This window comes from Yersinia sp. LJYL362 (assembly GCF_048323875.1).
In genome coordinates this window covers 17487-36437 of the sequence record NZ_JBLWEX010000284.1, presented here as the reverse complement: position 1 = coordinate 36437, position 18951 = coordinate 17487, and the positions used below count along the sequence as shown (strand labels likewise).

The window sequence follows — 18951 nt, the reverse complement described above, 5'->3', positions numbered from 1 at the left end:
TAATGCGAAGTCCAAAAACTGGATGCCACTATTCTGAATCAGCGAAATTTTCTGTTTATAGTCAGTGATCGTTGCCAGCATAATATTATTTAGTCTCGCGCTTCATCGTCATTGGAAGTGTGGTATTGGCATCATAACGGCCTTTGCAATCAGCAATACCGGTAAGACCTTGCTTACAGACGATCTCAGGCATTTGATATTTTGAACCATCACTACACTGCGCCCTATAGCGGCTGTTAATCACCAAATTCCCCGACTTCATGAGTCCGGCGGTAATATTGGCCTGACAGGTGACGTTGTCACCGTGGGTAATTTTTACCGTGCCTTTACCATTCTTAATCTGATATTTCAGGCTCGGTGCTCTACCGGTCTGGGCGGCTTTAATATCGGGGCTGACGCGCCAGTTGCCATTAAGGAAGGCGGTCGAACCCACCTTGACCGCATCGAACGGGAGGATCAGCGCACTCTTGCTCTGTGCGGCAGTTAACTCTGGTGCAGCAACCGGCTGTTCTACTACGACAGGTGCCGGGGGAACAATAGTGGCATGTTCTAGCGGGAGTTTTGGCTCCAACTGCGGCTGAGTCATCTTGATAATCGGTGTGCTGGCTTCAGGCTCGGCTTTATCTTTAACTGCCTTATCTTCAGCCACCTTATCTTTAGCCACCGCAGGCTTAACCTCTGGAGCCGCTGAAGCACTTTCCGGTATTCCGCCACTGAATTGCACGAATAAGGCGATAATTAATGCCACAACGGGCAATGCCCAGCTAAAGCGCAGCCAACGAGGTGTCTTTTTCTCAGGCAGCGACGGCGGTGCGGGTTCTGGCGTCGGCTCGATGGTTGGCGCAATGTCGACTGGCGGTAGTGGTTCGCTAATCGCGGCAACCGGCGGCGCGACCGGTGCAGGTGGTGCAACGCTCAGTGGTGAGAACGTCGGCTCAATAGCTTCAGCCGTTTGTCGTAAGCAATCGAGTGGGTCAGTTCGTGTTTTCTGATCCTGACTGACAAATCCCCAAAAAGTCAGTACCGGTTTGCCTGCCACTAGATAAACATGATTCTGATCGGGAAATTGCAGGGTTTTGGCCAGTAACACACCGAATAACCGCTGAGCGGCCTTATCTGATTTTTGCGCACGCTGACATAAATCATTGGCACTGGAGAGGCAGGCAGACAGTTGTTTTATCGCGGATTTTCGCTCTGTGGTGCTGGCCGCAACCCATGAGGTGACTTTACCTTCAATTGGCGCATACCAGTCAATACGGTCACCTTGTTCATTGAGCTGAGGGATCGCCAGGCAATCGGCAATCGGCTGCTGTTGCTTGAGACGCAATGCCTCTCTAATCTGAAGTGCAGCAGCATAAACCGGTTGTCCGTTTTCGCCCAACGCCAGAATATCGTCCAAACTACCACTGCGTAAAAATGATTTCGCCACGCAAAAGAGACCTTTTCAAAGCAGAAAATAAAGTGTTATCTGCGACAGCGACTATTTTAAGATCAGCGAAGGGGAATCAAACGCGGGAATAAGTGGCAAAATGGGGCGTTGTTTACCAGTAAAGCGGGTTCTCAGGAGTTACCCTGCAACGAAACTGGTTTTTCCGTTACAGGGTATTATTGACTGACCCAAAGACAACAGACGTGACAACACCTTTTGCAATAGCAACATTTAATCAATTTTGGCACGGTAAAATAGGTTGGAACGCCGCATTAAGTCAGCTATATTTTTAATATAAATAAGTTACTCTATAAATAAGCTGTTTTATAAATAAGTTGTTTTATAAATAAAGTATCATGTCAGACTCTCAACCTGTTTTGTTGTTTGTCTTCTGGCTACAATACCTGCGGTAATAAAAGTGAGCAGGGCGGAGAGCAAACCGGTAACAATCCAAAATATTGATAATATATGGAAGTTATAAAGTGTTTTGCCTGCTTCTATCACGGAGGTTTTATCAATAATAACCCCAGTAATAAACTCACCTAACCCGGCACCAGCATAGCTGGCAATGCCAATCGTGCCCAGCGCTGCGCCGGCAGCCTTCTTGGATGAAATATCAACGGCAATCAAGCCGCCAAGAAAACAGGTTAATGCACCTATTGTGGCACCGAAAATAATCATCGCTAGTATATCGGTATAATGATTTCGAGGCATAAATATCATTAAGGCAAAACCAAACGTATTTAATAAACCTATTATTCCGGCCATAACACTGCGATTACGCGGAAAGAATTTGTCTGATAAAATACCGGCGATAATAGTGCCAAATATACCGGCGATAGCATTTACCCCGATGATGCCTGATGCTTCCAGCGTGGTATATTGTTTCGCTTGTTGCAGGAAGAAAATACCCCAAGAATTCACCGCATAGCGGTCGATATACATAAATGCTGAAGCTAATGCGAGTGTCCATAATGCCGGATTACGCAGTGACCAAAGTTGGCTTTTCAATACTGAGGTTTTCTCTTCAGCCACACTTTCTGGCTCATTTCGAATCACACTGATAGGCGGGTAGCTGGCGCTTTGTGGCGAGTCAGTCATAAACAGCAAAATCAGGACAATCCCAACCACGCCCAGCATGGCGGTGGTGAAATAACCAAACTGCCAGCCAAAACCGGCAATAACAGCGGCAATAACCATATAGGTGACAGCCTCACCAATATTGTGTGCCGTTGACCAAATGGAGTAAAACGTTCCCCGTTCTTTATCGCCATACCAACGGGCTAATGAAACCACACAAGGGCCGACTCCCATTGATTGCGCCCAGCCATTAATACCCCAAAATAGTGTCAGCAGCAGGGCATTGGTAGTGGTGCCCATCATAAAGTTCATACCGGCACTGAGCAGCAGCCCCAAACTCATAAACCGCACGACATTGGCATGGTCAGCAATAAAACCATTAACTAACTTACCGATGGCGTAACAGAAAAACAGCGCCGAACCAATCATGCCCAATTCGGTTGGGGTGATGCCAATTTCCACCAATGCACTTTTGGCGACGGTAAAAGAGAGACGGCAAACATAAAACATCACATAAGCCACCGTCATCGACAAAAACGTGCCCCAGCGCAGAGTGATAAACTTCTTCTCATTAAACACCCCTTGCGGGGCTATCGCCGGTGCAGCTTTAAAGAAAGCGAAAATACCAGACATAATTTCACTCCAAATAGCGGATAAGCAAAGTGCATGCTGATTAAGCATTCTCCCGAGATTCCGTAAGGGGAGCGATTCATCCTTAATATTGTTGTGAGTGTGTAGGGTACATAATCAGAATGATGTTGCTGTTCCAGACAGTAAGTTAGTAGTAAGTAAGTAGTAGGCACCGCCCACGACTTCGATCAGCTATGACTTCAATGGCTGTTTAACAAACTCAGTCAGTTGCTGATAAACCTGTGGGTTGGCCATCAAGACCACATTGCCTTTTTGCAGCCCTCCATCAGCCAAAAAGTTATTGGTTATGCCGCCGGCTTCACGTACCAGAACTATCCCTGGCAGGCTGTCCCACGCATTCATATGGGGCTCGTAGTAGCCAATCAACCGCCCGGCAGCCACCTGCGCGGTCATCAATGCGCCGGAACCACTGCGCATAAACATTCCTCCGGCATGCAGCAAATGGTTGAGGAAGGGTAGGAAATCCTCTGGCGTGACACGGTGTGAGGTGCCAACTCCCATCACTCCATCGCGTACATCTTTGCCCGGATGAACCTGGATAGGTTTACCATTGAGAAATGCACCGCCACCCTGGCAGGCATGAAACAGTTCCTGATGATTGGGATCGTAAACCACACCAATAACCGGTTCGCCATCGACAATCACACCGACCGAAACACACCAGGTATGCAGCCCGTTCAGGAAGCAGGCGGTTCCATCTATCGGATCAACCACCCAGGTACAAGCGGCATTGGCATGACCGCCGCCGGTTTCTTCCCCCAAGAAATCATCCATTGGGAAGCGCTGTGCAATCATATTGCGGGTCAATGCTTCGACTTCGCGGTCAGCCATACTGACCACATCTTGCAAATCATTACCTTTGTGTTGTATCTCTAACTCTTGCCGTTGCTGGTAAAAACCGAATGCCATAAAGCCAGCAGCTTTCGCGACATCACAGGCAAATTGATAGCGGGAATCAATGTCCGTCGCGCTTAATCTGGTCATATCCAATACTCCTTGCTAATTTTGCACTCGTGTGCAAACAAAGAAACTTATGTAGCCGATAACAACTCTGCTACATGATAATGGCGATAATGAAAATATTATTCCGTGATCACTTGCACATAAAACAAATCATTCATTTTATGCTGATTGTCGAACAACCAATTCCACTGGAATGGTCTTTTGTACCGACGGTTGTTCAAAGCGACGAATGCGATTTACCAGTAAATTTACCGCAGTTTGCGCCAAACAGTCGGTATCTTGCCGGATAGTCGTTAATTGGTAGGCGGCGTAGGTTGCCTGTGGGATATCATCGAAACCGATGATTCGAATCGGTTGCTGGGGCAGATGGCGGTGTAAATAATCCATTGCGCCCATTGCCAGCATATCGGTGGCACAGAATAGCCCATCGAGATCAGGGCACTGTGCGACTAAGGCCGCAGCAGCATCCCAACCCGCTTCATAACCACCTCTCTCACAAAAAATGCTCGCGAGTGGTTGCCCGTGGGCTGTCAATGCTTGCTCAAACCCCTGATGGCGCTGGCGGGTACTGAAATTGTGGGCATTTTCACCAATAAACCCGGCGACAGTCACCCCCTGAGCTAACAAATGATGGGCCGCCAAGGTCGCACCTTGCGCATTATCACTGCAAACCTGGTCCGCTCCGTCCAGTTCGGTCTGGCGATTGATCAAGGTGACAGGGATTTTTCTGGCGAGATACTCTTCGGCTAACGAGAGGGGGGGAGCGCCAGAGGTTAGGATCACACCGGCCACATGGTAACTCAGTAACTCTCGTAGCTGAGGTTCCAATTGTTTGGGGTCATCGGCGTTCATCAACAGCGGCATAAACCCTTGAATCGCCAGATTATGAGCCAATGGAGCCAGCAATTTACTGCGAAATGGGTTATCAAAACCCGCTGTCACTAATCCGATAAAATTACTGCTGCCGGTTATCATTGAGCGCGCAATAATATTGACCTGATAGCCAAGTTCAGTTGCCGCGGCCTGAACGCGCTGGCGTGTTTTTTCTGAAACAGAGGCTCCGGGAGTAAAGGTGCGTGAAACCGCGGAACGAGACACACCCGCTAACCTGGCAACATCACTGGCGGTAACCCAACTGTTTTTTGCTTCGCTCATCTTACTGGCTCGGTATCGTTTTGCGGTGGGCGCTTGCGGCAAGTATACGTTTCTGTAGATGTTGAATCATTAGTATTTTCGCGCTAAGACATTTAGATTATCAAAACAGCAAATCAGATTGCTGACAAAGCCAACGGAAGGAAATACCGTGAATCAATCACAAGCGACAACTCATCTCTCGGCCGTTGAGGCGATAGAGAGGCTGGAGACATTATACGAGGCGGCGCTGAGCGCATTGCGTGATGCTATCAGCGCCTATATTCGCGATGGGGCTTTGCCTGATGTGGGTGACCGGGCGAAGGGCTTATTTTCATATCCACAGTTGAGTGTCAGTTGGGATGGCCGATTCCGCGATCATCAACGCACCAGGGCTTATGGCCGTTTTTCGCGCACCGGTCAATACAGCACCACAATCACTCGGCCAACTTTATTCAAAGAATATCTGACTGAACAGCTGACATTACTCGAAAGTGAATACAATGCGGTGTTTGAAGTGACACCGTCACAACAAGAAATGCCGTATCCCTTTGTTATCGATGGCTCCGACCTCATTCTCGACCGCTCGATGACCGCAGGGCTGGCCCAGCATTTTCCGACCACCGATTTGGCTAAAATCTGTGATGGCATCACTGACGGTATTGATATTGCCGGCGCAGATTTCCCACTATCGCATTTTGATGCGCTACGCACTGATTTTTCTCTGGCACGACTCAAACATTACACCGGTACACCGGCAGAACATATTCAGCCCTATATTCTATTTACTAATTACAGCCGCTATGTTGATGAGTTTGTCAGTTGGGCCTGTCAGCAGATTCTGGATCCATCCAGCCCTTATAAGGCACTATCTTGCGCCGGTGGCAGTTACATCACCGCTGAAAATGCCGAGCCAGAGAAGACAACATCTGATTTGGCGTGGAAAAAATACCAAATGCCGGCCTATCATTTAATCGCAGAAAGCGGGCATGGCATCACGCTGGTGAATATTGGCGTCGGCCCCTCGAATGCCAAAACCATTTGTGACCATCTGGCGGTGATGCGACCACATGCATGGCTGATGATCGGGCATTGCGGTGGTTTACGTGAAAGCCAGGCGATTGGCGATTATGTATTGGCTCATGCTTATTTGCGTGATGACCATGTGTTGGATGCGGTGCTGCCACCGGATATTCCGATCCCCAGTATTGCTGAAGTTCAACGGGCATTATATGACGCCACCAAAGCGGTGAGCGGTATGCCGGGGGTTGAAGTTAAACAACGGCTGCGTACCGGAACGGTCGTAACTTCCGACGATCGTAACTGGGAGCTGCGTTTCTCGGCTTCTGCACTGCGTTTTAGCTTAAGTCGTGCGGTGGCGGTTGATATGGAAAGTGCCACGATTGCGGCGCAAGGGTACCGATTCAGGGTGCCTTACGGCACATTACTGTGTGTGTCAGATAAACCGTTGCATGGTGAAATCAAGCTGCCGGGGCAGGCGAATCACTTCTATGAAGGAGCCATTTCCGAGCACTTGCAGATTGGTATTCGGGCCATAGATTTGCTGCGCGCAGAGGGTGATCAACTGCATTCTCGCAAATTACGGACCTTTAACGAGCCACCGTTCCGTTAATATCCCCTATAATAGCGGGCGAGATATCCTACGATATTTTGCTCGTTATTCACTTGCCACCATCTTAATAAAGTTATCTCGCGCCAGATCCGCAATAGCACTATTCCAGGCGATGCCCACTTGCCAACTGAGATTATTTCCACTGAGTGGCATGATATTCATGCCAGGCGGCGCAATATGCACCACACTTTGCGGTAATAAGGCAACGCCGATACCAGCAATCACCAGCGCCAATATGGTCTGAATATCTTCAACTTCTTGCGTCGTGGGCGCATACCATTGGTTTGATTGCAAAAATAGATCGGTTTGTGCATTGAGTCCACGCCCACGCTCAGTATATAAACGCAGCAATGGCAGATATTTTAACCACTCATCGGGGGCGTGTGTTTTATTTTGTGGTGTCACCAGCACCAGGCGGTCTTCAAATAAAGGATAAAAATCCAATACCAATGTGGGGGGAGCACGCACAAAGCCAATTTGCAGTTCACCGCGCGTTAATAACGCATATTGTTGCGCCGAGGGAATATCTTCCAGGGTGATAGAAATCGCGGGGAATTGCTGTCGGAATTTGGCGATACAATGTGGCGCGGTATAGAAAGTCGATAGACCAAACCCGATGGTGAGCAACCCTTCAATACCCTGAGCAACGCGGGCGGCAGATTGCAAAAAGAACTCGGATTGACTGACCGTTTTCTCTGCTTGTGCGAGTAATTGTTGCCCACTGCGTGTCAACGCCGCGCCATGTCGCCCACGGGTGAACAAGTGAATATTCAGCATCGATTCCAACAAGTTAATCTGCTTGGTCAGTGCCGGTTGCGTCACGCACAGGGCCTGTGCGGCATCCCCGTAGTTGCCTTTTTGCGCGAGCATCACAAAGGCTTTCAGCAACTTTATATTCACTTATTCATTCCTGTTGGTAATCAAAAAAGGAAAATCATTCATTATAAAGTTATCAATAGCGCTGCTGTAATGCCAGTCATGAAAATCAGCAATAGATATCCTTGGAGGATAATGTGACTGAATTACCATTAATCACAGCAGCAACGGTACAATTCCAGCATCAGGCCAACAATAAGCAATACAACCTATTGATTATTGAAAAATTTATTGAACAGGCAGCCCTGAAAAACATCAAAATATTGGCTTTCCCAGAGATGTGTATTACGGGATATTGGCATGTGCCTAAATTGACGGCAGCGCAAGTTACCGCTTTGGCTGAGCCGATTGAAAGCAGCCCATCGCTTGCTTTGGTGCGGGCTTTAGCGCTGAAACATCAAATGTTGATTGGTGTCGGCCTGATAGAACAGGGGAACGACGGGCGACTCTATAATGCTTATGTCGCTTGTATGCCTGATGGCTCGGTGCACACGCACCGCAAACTGCATGCTTTTGAACACTCAGCTATCAGCAGCGGTGATTCTTACACGGTTTTTGATACTCCCTGGGGAGTCAAAGTCGGCATTCTTATCTGCTGGGATAACAATTTGGTGGAAAATGTGCGCGCAACCACCTTGCTTGGCGCTGATATATTATTAGCACCGCATCAAACTGGCGGAACGCATTCACGCAGCCCATATGGTATGAAACCTATTCCACTCGACCTCTGGGATCAACGCGCGGAAAGAACAGCGGAAATGACGGCGGCTATTCGCGGTGTAAATGGTCGGGAATGGTTAATGCGTTGGTTACCAGCCCGTGCGCATGATAATGGCCTGTTTATTCTCTTCAGTAATGGTATTGGCGCGGATGATGATGAAGTTCGTACCGGCAATGCCATGATACTGGACCCTTATGGCCGTATCATCAATGAAACCTGGGAAGCTGCCGATGTGATGGTCAGTGCTGAATTAGATTTGTCGTTAATCCCACTCAGCACGGGACGGCGCTGGATTTATGGCCGTCGGCCCGAAATGTATTCTATTTTAACTCAACGGCAAGGTTATGAACGGGATGCCATTTCAGCCCGTTTTTCCACTGACATTCCTGACGTGAAAAAACCATAAATTCGCCAACAGTCGGGGCTGGGAAACCAGCCTACCGGCGAACGCCAGTACCAATACTGATACTCGAGATGCCGCTTGAACCGCCACTCACCCCAACATGGCCAGTATTGGCACAGGCGACCAGTAATAGTGTGAGCATCACGAGGGTTAATATTTTCATTTGAAGCCCTTGGTTAAATCAATACAAACAGTTTGAATCATATCATTCAGTATATAACTAAAGCGTATGGGAATCGGTGGTTTCATTTTGCTGACAGCGGAATAGGTCGTGCGGGAAATTATAAACAGCGTAAATGTATAGTCGCAACGGGCTGATTCAACCTGATTGGTGACAGTATCTGTTTAATAATCAGATCAATAGTTTCGCTCCCAATCAAGAGAATCGCTTATGCATTTTACTCAAGCCATTGCCAGACTTCCTGCTGACACCTGTGGTAGCGGCCAGACAACATCCCAATTGGGCGCGCCGGATATTGCCGCCACCGGGCAACAATTTCTGGCTTATGTCGATACTTTGCTGCGACTTGGCCTGAAAGTGACCATATTACCGGCGGTTCCGGCCTTCCCAGATGCTCACTTTGTCGAAGATACGGCGGTGGTGATGCCAGAATTGGCAGTGATAACTCATCCCGGAGCGCCAAGTCGTCAGGGCGAAGTGGACACCATTGAGCCACTGTTCACCGATCGCCCTGTTTTTCGCATGAGTCATCAGGGACATCTTGATGGCGGTGATGTGTTATTAGTCGATAAACAGTTCTTTATCGGGCTGACGTCGCGCACCGATAAAGCGGGAATTAGCGAGTTTACTGCTGCGGTTGGGCGCTATGGTTATCAAGTGACCGCCATTGAAGTGAGCGCCGGTCTGCACCTGAAATCCATTGTTAACTACGTGGGCCGCAACACCTTGTTGCTAACCGAGGATTACCAACACCATCCGGCCTTTGCTGGCTTTAACACTATTGTGATTACCGACGCGGAGTCTTACGCCGGTAATACCTTATGGATCAACGATACACTGATTACGCCGCAAGGTTATCCTGATACCTTGGCGCAAATTGAAAAACTGGGGATGCCTATTATCCAACTTGATACCAGTGAATTTAAAAAAATGGATGGCGGCTTGACCTGCCTCTCACTTCGTTTCTGATCTTTGCCAACACCGGGATTTTAATAATGAAAAAGACATTCGCTGCATTATTGACTGGCTTGATACTTTCCGCTCCCGTAGCGGCTCAGACGATAGAAACTATCAGTTTTGGTGTGGACGGCGGATATCCACCGTTTGATGTGCTGGCACCCAGCGGCGAGATCACCGGTTTTGATATTGATATCGCCAATGCATTATGTGACAACCTGCATGCCAAGTGTGTGTTCGTCAAACAACCTTTTGAAAGTATGATTGCCGCACTGAATGCACGTAAGTTCGATGCCATTATTGCCTCGCTGAGTATTACTGATGAGCGCAAAAAAGAAGTCGACTTTACCGATCGCTACTACCGTAGTGCGGCACAATTAGTGGCGCGCAAAGGTAGCCCATTGTCACCTGATGTTGCCAGTCTGAAAGGGAAAACTGTCGGAGTGCAGACCGGATCCATTCATGAAACTTACGCAAAAAAACATTGGGGTGGGCAAGGGGTCAAAATTGTCTCTTACGCCAATCAGGATAATGTCTATCTGGATCTGATGTCAGGGCGGATCAACGCCTCGCTACAGGATAATATTCAGGCCGCCAGCAGCTTTATTGATACGCCACGCGGGCAGAAGTTTGCTTTTGCCGGGCCGGTTATTCAAGACGAAACCATCTCATCTGATGTGGGTATCGCCGTCGGTAAAGATAACCCGGCCTTGCGCGATGCACTGAATGGGGCCATAAAAGCTATTCGTGCTGATGGTACTTACGACGCCATTCAGAAAAAGTATTTTAGTTTCGATATTTACGGCGAGTGATTTTTTGCCGTGACTTTTGCCACAACCGGGCTCTGGCACACAGGCCCGGTTGTCGTTTGTTAGCCTTGGGAGGTCGATAATGGTCGCAGACTATTTGCCGTTACTGGCACAAGGGGCGGGCTTATCACTGTGCGTGATGCTGTTGTCACTGGCCGTGGCACTCGCACTCGGCCTGATCAATGCGGTTATCAAGCTGTTTGGCCCGCGCTGGCTACGTTGGATCTCTACCGGCTATACCACATTAGTGCGTGGTATTCCCGAACTGGTCATTATGCTGCTGCTCTTTTTTGGCGGCGAAATGTTGGTAAATGGTTTTCTTGGTCTGCTGGGGTTGGGGCCGGTTCGCTTCAATACTTTTGTTTCCGGCGTGCTGGCAATCGGCATTGTATTTGGTGCGTATTACACCGAAACCTTCCGTGGCGCTTTTCAAACCGTGGATCGTGGTCAGTTGGAAGCCGCTGTGGCTTACGGCATGCGCCCCGGACAAGTGTTTCGGCGGATTATGCTGCCACAAATGCTCAGTTTTGCTATTCCCGGCATCAATAATAACTGGCTCGGTTTGATGAAAGCCTCTGCCTTGATCTCGATTTTGGGCTTGGAAGATATGGTATGGCTGGCCGAGCAGGCAGGGCGCGCAACACAAAAACCTTTCCTGTTCTACTTCCTGGTGGCGATGATTTATATGGTGATTACCGCGCTGTCCAGTTGGGGCTTTAGCCTGTTGGCGCGGCGTTATGCACTGTCAACCTCAACGGCTGCGAGGGTGCGCTCATGAATCTGCAAACCATCATGGAAGCGGTGCCGACATTCCTCTATAGCGACGGTTCTGATATGACCGGTTTGGCGGTGACTGCCAAGTTATTTTTGCTGTCAGTCGTGCCCGGTTTACTGCTGGCGCTGGTGATGGCCGTTGGGCAAGCATTCGGCCCACGTCCGCTGGCCTGGTTGATTCGCAGTGTGACTTATTTCTTTCGTAGCACGCCACTCTACCTGCAACTCATGCTTATCTACTATGGCCTGTCGCAGTTTGACATTGTGCAGTTAGGCTGGCAGGACGACCAACCCTTTTGGCTGCTGTTCCGTGATGCGACTTTCTGCGCCACACTGGCGTTGGTGCTCAATACCAGCGCTTATGTTGCGGAGCTATTGGCGGGCATGATGGTGACCTTCCCGCGTCAGGAGTGGGTGGCTGGCGAAGCCTTTGGTATGAGTCAGTGGCAAATCATTCGCCGTTTGGTATTACCAGCGACATTACGCCGCGGTATTCCGGCATTGAATAATGAAATGGTGTTCTTGCTGCATGCCACCTCACTGGCCAGTACCGTCACATTGCTTGATATCACCGGTGTGGCACGGGCTTTCTATGCAGCCACTTATTCGCCGTTTATTCCGTTTCTGATGGCGGCTGCGCTGTATTTGCTGTGTACCTTTATGTTGATTTTTTTGTTTTCACGCGCGGAACGGCGCTGGTTGGCCTTTGCCCGCCACGATTGAAGCCAGCGGGCAATCCAGCTTTAAGCACGTTTGATAGCTTGTAACTCGGTGATGGTAACGATTTTATCGACGCGGAATTTTTTGCTGGTGAGCCAGGTGTCAGCCAGTAGTCGGTAGTGCTCCATGTTGCGACAGCCAATGCGCACCAGAAAATCAAAACTACCGCCGACCAACCAGCAATCCAGCACTTCTGGCGTTTTACGCACTTCTTGCTCGAAGGCCGCTTGAGAGTGCCCGTGGTCGGCTAAGGCAATTTGTGCCTGGATAACAAAAGCATGCTCAGGTTCCGGTAGCTCAATAATCGCACTGTAACCACGGATAATACCGGCGCGCTCCAACAGCCGAACGCGCTCCAAACAGGGGCGGGCGGTCAAATTGACCTGCTCGGACAACTTCTGATAAGAGATACGGCCATCCTGGCTCAGGATTTCAAGGATTTTTTTGTCAATTCGGTCAAGCCGGGGTTTCTTTTCCACAGATAGGACGTCCAATGAAAATCAATAATCATAAGTTACCTGAACATGCCCTAAGTGGGCAGCGTCAATTAACCAGTTTTCATTTCGGCCAGCCGGGTGTGGGCGAGAAAATCTACCTACAGGCTGGCCTACATGCCGATGAACTGCCCGGAATGCTGGTATTACATTATCTTAAAAGATTACTGAGTCAGGCGGAACGGCGCGGAGAAATTCAGAGTGAAATAATTATTGTGCCTATAGCTAACCCGGTAGGTATTGCACAAGTGTTGTTAAACAGTGGAATAGGCCGTTTTGATTTGGTCAGTGGCCGCAATTTTAATCGTGATTTCCCTGATTTGGCTAAATTAGTCTCACAACGGCCAGGGGCGGTGGCATCAAGCGAAAAAGAGACGACGCCGCAACAGATACGCCGCGCGATGGCCGATGCATTACAGGATGTGCCCGCACTCAGTGAAGTGGATGCTTTGCGCCAACATTTGCTGATGCTGGCCTGTGATGCTGATTTGGTGCTGGACTTGCATTGCGATGACCGCGCTATTTTGCATTTGTATGCGGATCCGGCCTGGCGAGCAGCAGTGGATGTGCTTGCACGGTTTTTGCATATAGACACCGTGCTACTGTCACAAGATAGCGGTGGCGGTTCGTTTGATGAGGCCTGTGGCTTGCCGTGGCATAGGCTAGCTGCACATTATCCTAACCTGGCCCCCGCCTGTATGGCCGTGACGGTGGAATTACGTGGGCAACAGGATGTCAGTCATCCGCTGGCCAGCGCGGATGCCGAGCGTATTTATCAATATTTACAACATCGTGGCGCTATTGCGGGGGTTGTTCCTGAAATTCCGCAGCGCGAGGTGGTGATGTTGCCTTTTTCCGCCGGAGAAATCGTTAATGCGCCCGCCAGTGGTTTGCTGTTGCTATTGCGTCAGCCGGGCGAATGGGTGACAAAGGATGAAGTCGTCGCTGAAATAATTGATCCGATTACTGATACGGTTAAAGCGGTGCGGGCCAAAGCGGGCGGGATTATCTATGCCAGCAGGCGTGCTCCGTTTGTGACGTTGGGAGCTGAAGTGATGAAAATTGCCGGGAAAACCCCCTACACCGGTGGCGGGGGGTTAGCGTCCTAAGTGTTACAGGTTTAACTCGCGTAGCAGTGAAAATGCCTGTTGGGTGTGTTCTTCACTGACCACAAAAGCACGCAATTGATGCTGGTTGTCTGTTGCGCGCGCAATCATTCCTTGTGGCGTTAAATTAATTTCCCAGTTGAGGTCATGGCGCTGGGTTTCGCCCGCGAAATATAATGGCAAATCTGGCGTTTTGACTTTGACCAACATCGCTGGAAGCTTAAGGCAATGCGCGCCTCCCAACAGGTTTTTCGCGAGTGTCATGGCAGAGACCAGAATGGGCTGCAAGAAGGGCAACACTTTCCCGCCAATCTCAGCGCAATCGCCAATAGCAAAGATATCTGGATCCGAGGTTTGTAGCTGTTGGTTAACCTTGATACCGCGTCCGATATCAAGCCCTGCGGCTGCCGCAACAGATGTTTCCGGTTGTAATCCCATCGCAGCAATAACCGCATCTACGCGATAGCGGTGGCCGCAATGGAGTGCTACCTGCAACCCATCCGCCACTTTTTCAATACTGTGCAGTTCATTATTAAAAACCAGGGTGATGCCCCTCTGACTGAAGCTATATTGCAAACGGCTGCTGATTTCTACGGGCAGGACAGAGGCCAGCAGGCTATGCGCTTTGTCCAGCAAAATCACACCCTTGCCCGCACGCTGCAAGTCCATCGCCAGCTCCGCACCGATTAGACCACCGCCTAATACCAAGATACGGCGGGCTTGTTGTAATGCTTCTTGATGCTGTCGGTACTCATTTTGACTGTTAAATGTACAGATCAACTCATTACCCGCAATCGGTGGCAGCATTGCTGTGGCACCGGTTGCCAACACCAGTTTGTGATATTGAAATACCTGATCGCCACACTGAACCTGCTTATTATGTCGTTGAATGGCAGTGACGCGGGTTCCCGTGTGCAGGGTTAGGCTATTTTCCTGCGCAAACTGTTCAGCGGACATGCGGGTCAGGTCGTCAGCACTTTGCTGGCGACTGAAAACATGACTTAAATCTGGTTTGTTATAATCAACACCGCTATCAGCAGCAATCATATTGATGGCTACCTGTGAGTCGAGTTTGCGGATGTTTTTTACTACCTGACGGGCAGCAAAGCCGGAACCCACAATCACAATGTTCTCAACCATAACAGCCTCCCTTAGAGTGGATCGAAAACAGATTTGCCCAATCCACATTCCGGGCAAAGGAAAAAGTCCGGCACATCATCCCAGCACGTTCCTGGTTTAACATCTTGCAGCGGCTCACCCAGCGCCGGGTCATATACCCACTGACAGACACTGCATTGCATCGAGATAGCGAGGTCTGCTGGTGCGGTAGAACTATTTTCTTCATTGATTGCTGGGGTTGTAGTATCAAGTAATGTGCTGCTATTCAATGGGTGTAAGGCCCATTCGCGGGCAATCTTGCGCCCATGTTCGCGGCATTCGTCCAGCCCATCATTGTCTGGTCGCCATTTCATTTTTAGCGAGAGGGAAATATCAAATCCGGCATCCATCAGACGGGTTTGAATTCGGTCAACCGCGCCCCCCGTCCAGCCGAAACTACCAAAAGCTGCCGCTTTTTTATTACGAAAGCGTAGCCCGGCCAGTTCTTCAAGCATGCCGGCAATTTTGGGCATCATCACATTGTTCATGGTGGAGGAGCCAACTAACACACCTTTTGAGCGGAATACCTGTGTCAGTATTTCATTCTTATCGTGACGCGCAATGTTGTAGATTTTCACGGCCACCGCGGGGTCGGTTTCATGGATCCCCTGAGCAATGGCATCAGCCATCATCCGAGTATTGTTTGACATCGTGTCATAGAAAATGGTGATACGATCTTCTTGGTAATCAGCGGCCCATTCCAGGTATTTCGCCACAATTTGGGTCGGATTATCCCGCCATACCACGCCATGAGAGGTGGCAATCATTGATACTGGCAGATTGAAACCAAGGATTTCATTGATCTTAGGTGTGACCAAGCGACTGAAGGGCGTCAAAATATTGGCATAATAGCGAGCGCATTGCTCATACAGCTCAATCTGGTCCACTTCATCATTAAACAAATGCTCGTCACAATAGTGCTGACCGAACGCATCATTGCTGAAAAGCACTGCATCGCCGGTGATGTAAGTCATCATGCTGTCAGGCCAGTGCAGCATAGGGGTTTCAACAAAAATCAGCTGCTTACCATTGCCAATATCCAGTGTGTCACCGGTTTTGACGGTGATGAAATTCCATTCAGGATGATGATGATGTCCATTAATTGAGTCGATAGCATTGGTAGTGCAATAAATCGGGGTGTGAGGGATGCGTGCCATTAATTCAGTTAATGCACCAGCATGGTCTTCTTCAGCATGATTAATAATAATGTAATCGAGCGTATTCAAATCAATCTCGCGCTCTAAGTTAGCCACAAAATCGCGGCCAAATTTCTGATCAACGGTATCAATCAGCACGTTTTTTCCTTCGCTGATCAAATAGCTATTGTAGCTTGTGCCTTTAAGGGTTTTATATTCGGTACCATGAAAATCGCGAACTTCCCAATCACGTTGCCCAACCCATTTAATATTATTTTTAACCTGAATGGCCATGAACCGTTCCTTACTAAAGTGAATGAATAACCTCACTGTAGAGAGCAAAGTGCGTGCCATGATTTATATTATTGATTTTATTAATTTAAAATTTATAGTTTGTCATTATGACACTATCAGTTTATTGTCATAAAGACTAATACTGTGTCGGAATGACAAAACATGAGTTTATCCATTCAGTCGCTCGCTCAAATAGCTATTGAATTGCAAAGCGGCTTATCTGGACAAGACCGTTTTCAGAAACTAATCAGTAGCTTACGGCAATTACTACAATGTGATGCTTCGGCGTTACTACGTTATGAACACCAGCTGTTTCGCCCGCTGGCGATTGATGGTTTATCACCCGATGTGCTGGGCCGGCGTTTTTCACTGTCATCTCATCCTCGACTGGAAGCCATTGCTCGTGCGGGTAATGTGGTGCGTTTCCCCACCGATAGCCACCTTCCTGATCCTTACGACGGCCTGATCCCGGGCCATGATGAACTTAAAGTTCATGCCTGCATTGGTTTACCTTTATTTGCCGATCAAGAGCTTATCGGTGCGTTGACTTTCGACAGTATGAACCCCGCCCAATTTGACAGGTTTAGTGATGAAGAGCTGAAACTGATTGGTGTCCTGGCCGCTTCGGCACTGAATAATGCGCTATTAGTGGATGTTTTAGAGAAACAAGCTGTGCCTACGGTGAGTTCTTTAAATATCCATAAGCAGGCAGTCCAACATTCAGAAGATGAGATGATTGGTCTTTCGCCGCTGATATTGCAACTTAAGCATGAAATCAAAGTGGTTGCCGGATCAGAGCTGAATGTGCTGATTACTGGCGAAACCGGGGTAGGGAAGGAATTGGTGGCCAAAGCCATTCACCATTTATCGCCCAGATCGGCCAAAGCACTTATCTATTTAAACTGTGCGGCATTGCCGGAAAATGTGGCTGAGAGCGAATTGTTTGGTCATGTTAAAGGGGCATTTACTGGCGCAATACATGACAGAACCGGCAAATTTGAAATTGCTGACAATGGAACGCTTTTTCTCGACGAAATTGGCGAGCTTTCTTTGGTACTTCAGGCCAAATTACTGCGCGTTATCCAATATGGTGACCTGCAAAGAGTGGGTGATGACAGAACAAAACGGGTCAATGTGCGTATTATTGCAGCCACTAATTGTGATTTAAAACAATCGGTTATCGAAGGGCGTTTTCGCGTGGATTTGTTTCATCGGCTGAGTGTATTTCCGCTGCATGTTCCTGCCTTAAGAGAAAGAAAAGGGGATATCATTCTGCTGGCAGGATTTTTTGTTGAGCGAATAAGAAAGAAATTGGCCATCAAGCAGTTAGGTATTCCGCCCGAGACATTATCTATGCTCGAAAATTACCGTTGGCCAGGTAATGTTCGTGAGTTGGAACATGCAATTTACCGTGCCGCGGTATTAGCTCGCGCTTCGCAACATGCGTCAGAGTCATACTTTTTATCTCCTGAGTTATTTAATATTGCCGACTCAGTTACACCATATGTTGCACATGAAATATTCAGCGGAAATCAACATGCGGCTGCGCAAAATTTGCAATCTGCCACTCGTGATTTTCAACGGCAATTGATTACCCAAATGCTAAAGGAAAAGGGGATGAATTGGTCGGCCTGCGCCCGCGCGCTTGAACTTGATACGGGTAACCTACACCGTCTCGCCAAACGACTGGGTATAAAACAATAAAACAGCGTGTTGAGCCAGTTCTCGTTTCTCTCTTTTTCTCGATTGTAAATTTTCGCCGGGATCGTTATAATTTAGCCGGCTAAATAAAATGATGCGAACCCTATGAATTATAATGCAAGAGTCCTGCCGACGCGTGAAGCTCTGGCTCGAGTGCAACAGCAAGAGAACCTCGGAACTGATGTTTCCGGTGTAGATTTAGTCCTTAATCTGATCACCACGGCCGATTTAATACGTTCAAATATTTATGATCGACTGGCGCAAGACTATGACATTTCTGAAGGTAAATTCATTTTATTGATGTCACTTTATGGCGAAGGTGAGACTGCCGCCAGTGAACTGGCGTCGCGGATTGGGGTTGCTCCCGCAACAGTTTCGGTGATGGTTAAGCGTATGCTTTCTGCCCCCGAACCCTTAATCACCATGACACGAACCCATGCTGATGGCCGTTCCCGCTTGATCGCATTAAGCTCCGCTGGCCGCCGAGTGATTAAACAGGCGTTACCCGGTCACTTAAATGCTATTAACTCTTTTGCCGACGTTCTGAATGACCAGGAGCGCGAGTCTCTGATTCTCATGCTGCAAAAATTGTTACGTAAAAAACCATAACTATCCGGGATTATAGATGTAAGCCTTCAGACTGATGACAAAGTTAACTGAAGGGGAATCGTGCCGTTGGGATCTCTCTTGGTTTCAAATACAAGCGCGTAAGCCACCGGAGTGCCCCGAGGTGC

General features: G+C 48.6%; 19 protein-coding genes. 9 read left to right on the top strand and 10 right to left on the bottom strand.

All coding sequences use genetic code 11. The annotated features are described in order from the left end of the window. From ACNSO8_RS19070 to ACNSO8_RS19050, 5 genes are all read right to left on the bottom strand, one after another. On the bottom strand, window positions 1-81 hold an 81-nt coding region (locus ACNSO8_RS19070; RefSeq protein ID WP_418395531.1), incomplete at its 3' end, for a virulence factor SrfB. A gap of 4 nt (window positions 82-85) precedes the next feature. Beyond that, entirely contained in the window at window positions 86-1429 is a 1344-nt protein-coding gene (locus ACNSO8_RS19065) for an SrfA family protein (RefSeq protein ID WP_050916700.1), read from the bottom strand. Between the two features lie 354 nt (window positions 1430-1783). Beyond that, entirely contained in the window at window positions 1784-3142 is a 1359-nt protein-coding gene (locus ACNSO8_RS19060) for an MFS transporter (RefSeq protein WP_026018217.1), read from the bottom strand. Window positions 3143-3331: 189 nt separating this feature from the next. Then, complete coding sequence (locus tag ACNSO8_RS19055; RefSeq protein ID WP_418395530.1) at window positions 3332-4144, bottom strand: inositol monophosphatase family protein; 813 nt, start codon at window positions 4142-4144, stop codon at window positions 3332-3334. A 138-nt stretch (window positions 4145-4282) separates the two neighbouring features. Then, a complete protein-coding gene (locus tag ACNSO8_RS19050; RefSeq protein ID WP_020424080.1) occupies window positions 4283-5278 on the bottom strand; it encodes a LacI family DNA-binding transcriptional regulator in 996 nt (331 codons plus the stop codon). 148 nt (window positions 5279-5426) lie between these two features. On the opposite strand from ACNSO8_RS19050, the gene ACNSO8_RS19045 reads away from it, so the two are divergent. Then, window positions 5427-6887 carry an AMP nucleosidase gene (locus tag ACNSO8_RS19045; protein ID WP_019079412.1) on the top strand — a complete coding sequence of 487 codons (1461 nt, stop codon included), beginning with the start codon at window positions 5427-5429 and terminating at the stop codon, window positions 6885-6887. Window positions 6888-6932: 45 nt separating this feature from the next. On the opposite strand, the gene ACNSO8_RS19040 is transcribed toward ACNSO8_RS19045, so the two are convergent. Further along, on the bottom strand, window positions 6933-7787 hold the full coding sequence (locus ACNSO8_RS19040) for a LysR family transcriptional regulator (RefSeq protein ID WP_418395529.1): 855 nt from the start codon (window positions 7785-7787) through the stop codon (window positions 6933-6935). A 113-nt stretch (window positions 7788-7900) separates the two neighbouring features. Between ACNSO8_RS19040 and ACNSO8_RS19035 the strand changes: the two genes are divergently transcribed. Then, window positions 7901-8890, top strand: coding sequence for a nitrilase family protein (locus ACNSO8_RS19035; protein WP_019083110.1), 990 nt, complete (start codon window positions 7901-7903; stop codon window positions 8888-8890). Between the two features lie 31 nt (window positions 8891-8921). Here ACNSO8_RS19035 and ACNSO8_RS19030 read toward each other — a convergent pair whose 3' ends face one another. Continuing rightward, a complete protein-coding gene (locus ACNSO8_RS19030; protein WP_019079415.1) occupies window positions 8922-9050 on the bottom strand; it encodes a hypothetical protein in 129 nt (42 codons plus the stop codon). 228 nt (window positions 9051-9278) lie between these two features. Between ACNSO8_RS19030 and ACNSO8_RS19025 the strand changes: the two genes are divergently transcribed. The 4 genes from ACNSO8_RS19025 (at window position 9279) to ACNSO8_RS19010 (ending at window position 12331) form a co-directional block, all read left to right on the top strand. Continuing rightward, entirely contained in the window at window positions 9279-10037 is a 759-nt protein-coding gene (locus tag ACNSO8_RS19025) for a dimethylarginine dimethylaminohydrolase family protein (RefSeq protein ID WP_418395528.1), read from the top strand. A 26-nt stretch (window positions 10038-10063) separates the two neighbouring features. Further along, on the top strand, window positions 10064-10837 hold the full coding sequence (locus ACNSO8_RS19020; RefSeq protein WP_013649902.1) for an ABC transporter substrate-binding protein: 774 nt from the start codon (window positions 10064-10066) through the stop codon (window positions 10835-10837). 79 nt (window positions 10838-10916) lie between these two features. Next, entirely contained in the window at window positions 10917-11612 is a 696-nt protein-coding gene (locus tag ACNSO8_RS19015; protein WP_019079416.1) for an ABC transporter permease, read from the top strand. Beyond that, window positions 11609-12331, top strand: a complete 723-nt coding sequence (locus ACNSO8_RS19010; protein ID WP_019083111.1) for an ABC transporter permease — start codon at window positions 11609-11611, stop codon at window positions 12329-12331. The genes ACNSO8_RS19015 and ACNSO8_RS19010 overlap by 4 nt, the downstream gene beginning before the upstream one ends. A 20-nt stretch (window positions 12332-12351) precedes the next feature. Here ACNSO8_RS19010 and ACNSO8_RS19005 read toward each other — a convergent pair whose 3' ends face one another. Next, window positions 12352-12807 (bottom strand): Lrp/AsnC family transcriptional regulator, encoded by a 456-nt coding sequence (locus tag ACNSO8_RS19005; RefSeq protein WP_005165550.1) that lies wholly within the window; start codon window positions 12805-12807, stop codon window positions 12352-12354. A 14-nt stretch (window positions 12808-12821) separates the two neighbouring features. Here ACNSO8_RS19005 and ACNSO8_RS19000 point away from each other — a divergent pair, with 14 nt between their 5' ends. Next, complete coding sequence (locus tag ACNSO8_RS19000; protein WP_019079418.1) at window positions 12822-13931, top strand: succinylglutamate desuccinylase/aspartoacylase family protein; 1110 nt, start codon at window positions 12822-12824, stop codon at window positions 13929-13931. Window positions 13932-13934: 3 nt separating this feature from the next. Here the strand turns inward: ACNSO8_RS19000 and norW are convergent, their stop codons facing one another. Both norW and norV read right to left on the bottom strand, forming a co-directional pair. Then, window positions 13935-15068 carry an NADH:flavorubredoxin reductase NorW gene (gene norW / locus ACNSO8_RS18995; protein WP_057630955.1) on the bottom strand — a complete coding sequence of 378 codons (1134 nt, stop codon included), beginning with the start codon at window positions 15066-15068 and terminating at the stop codon, window positions 13935-13937. Window positions 15069-15079: 11 nt separating this feature from the next. Next, window positions 15080-16516 carry an anaerobic nitric oxide reductase flavorubredoxin gene (gene norV, locus ACNSO8_RS18990; protein ID WP_050915104.1) on the bottom strand — a complete coding sequence of 479 codons (1437 nt, stop codon included), beginning with the start codon at window positions 16514-16516 and terminating at the stop codon, window positions 15080-15082. 162 nt (window positions 16517-16678) lie between these two features. On the opposite strand from norV, the gene norR reads away from it, so the two are divergent. Together norR and ACNSO8_RS18980 are read left to right on the top strand one after the other, a co-directional pair. Continuing rightward, entirely contained in the window at window positions 16679-18220 is a 1542-nt protein-coding gene (norR, locus tag ACNSO8_RS18985) for a nitric oxide reductase transcriptional regulator NorR (protein ID WP_057630956.1), read from the top strand. A 102-nt stretch (window positions 18221-18322) separates the two neighbouring features. Beyond that, window positions 18323-18826, top strand: coding sequence for a MarR family winged helix-turn-helix transcriptional regulator (locus tag ACNSO8_RS18980; protein ID WP_057630957.1), 504 nt, complete (start codon window positions 18323-18325; stop codon window positions 18824-18826). Window positions 18827-18951 lie beyond the last annotated feature (125 nt).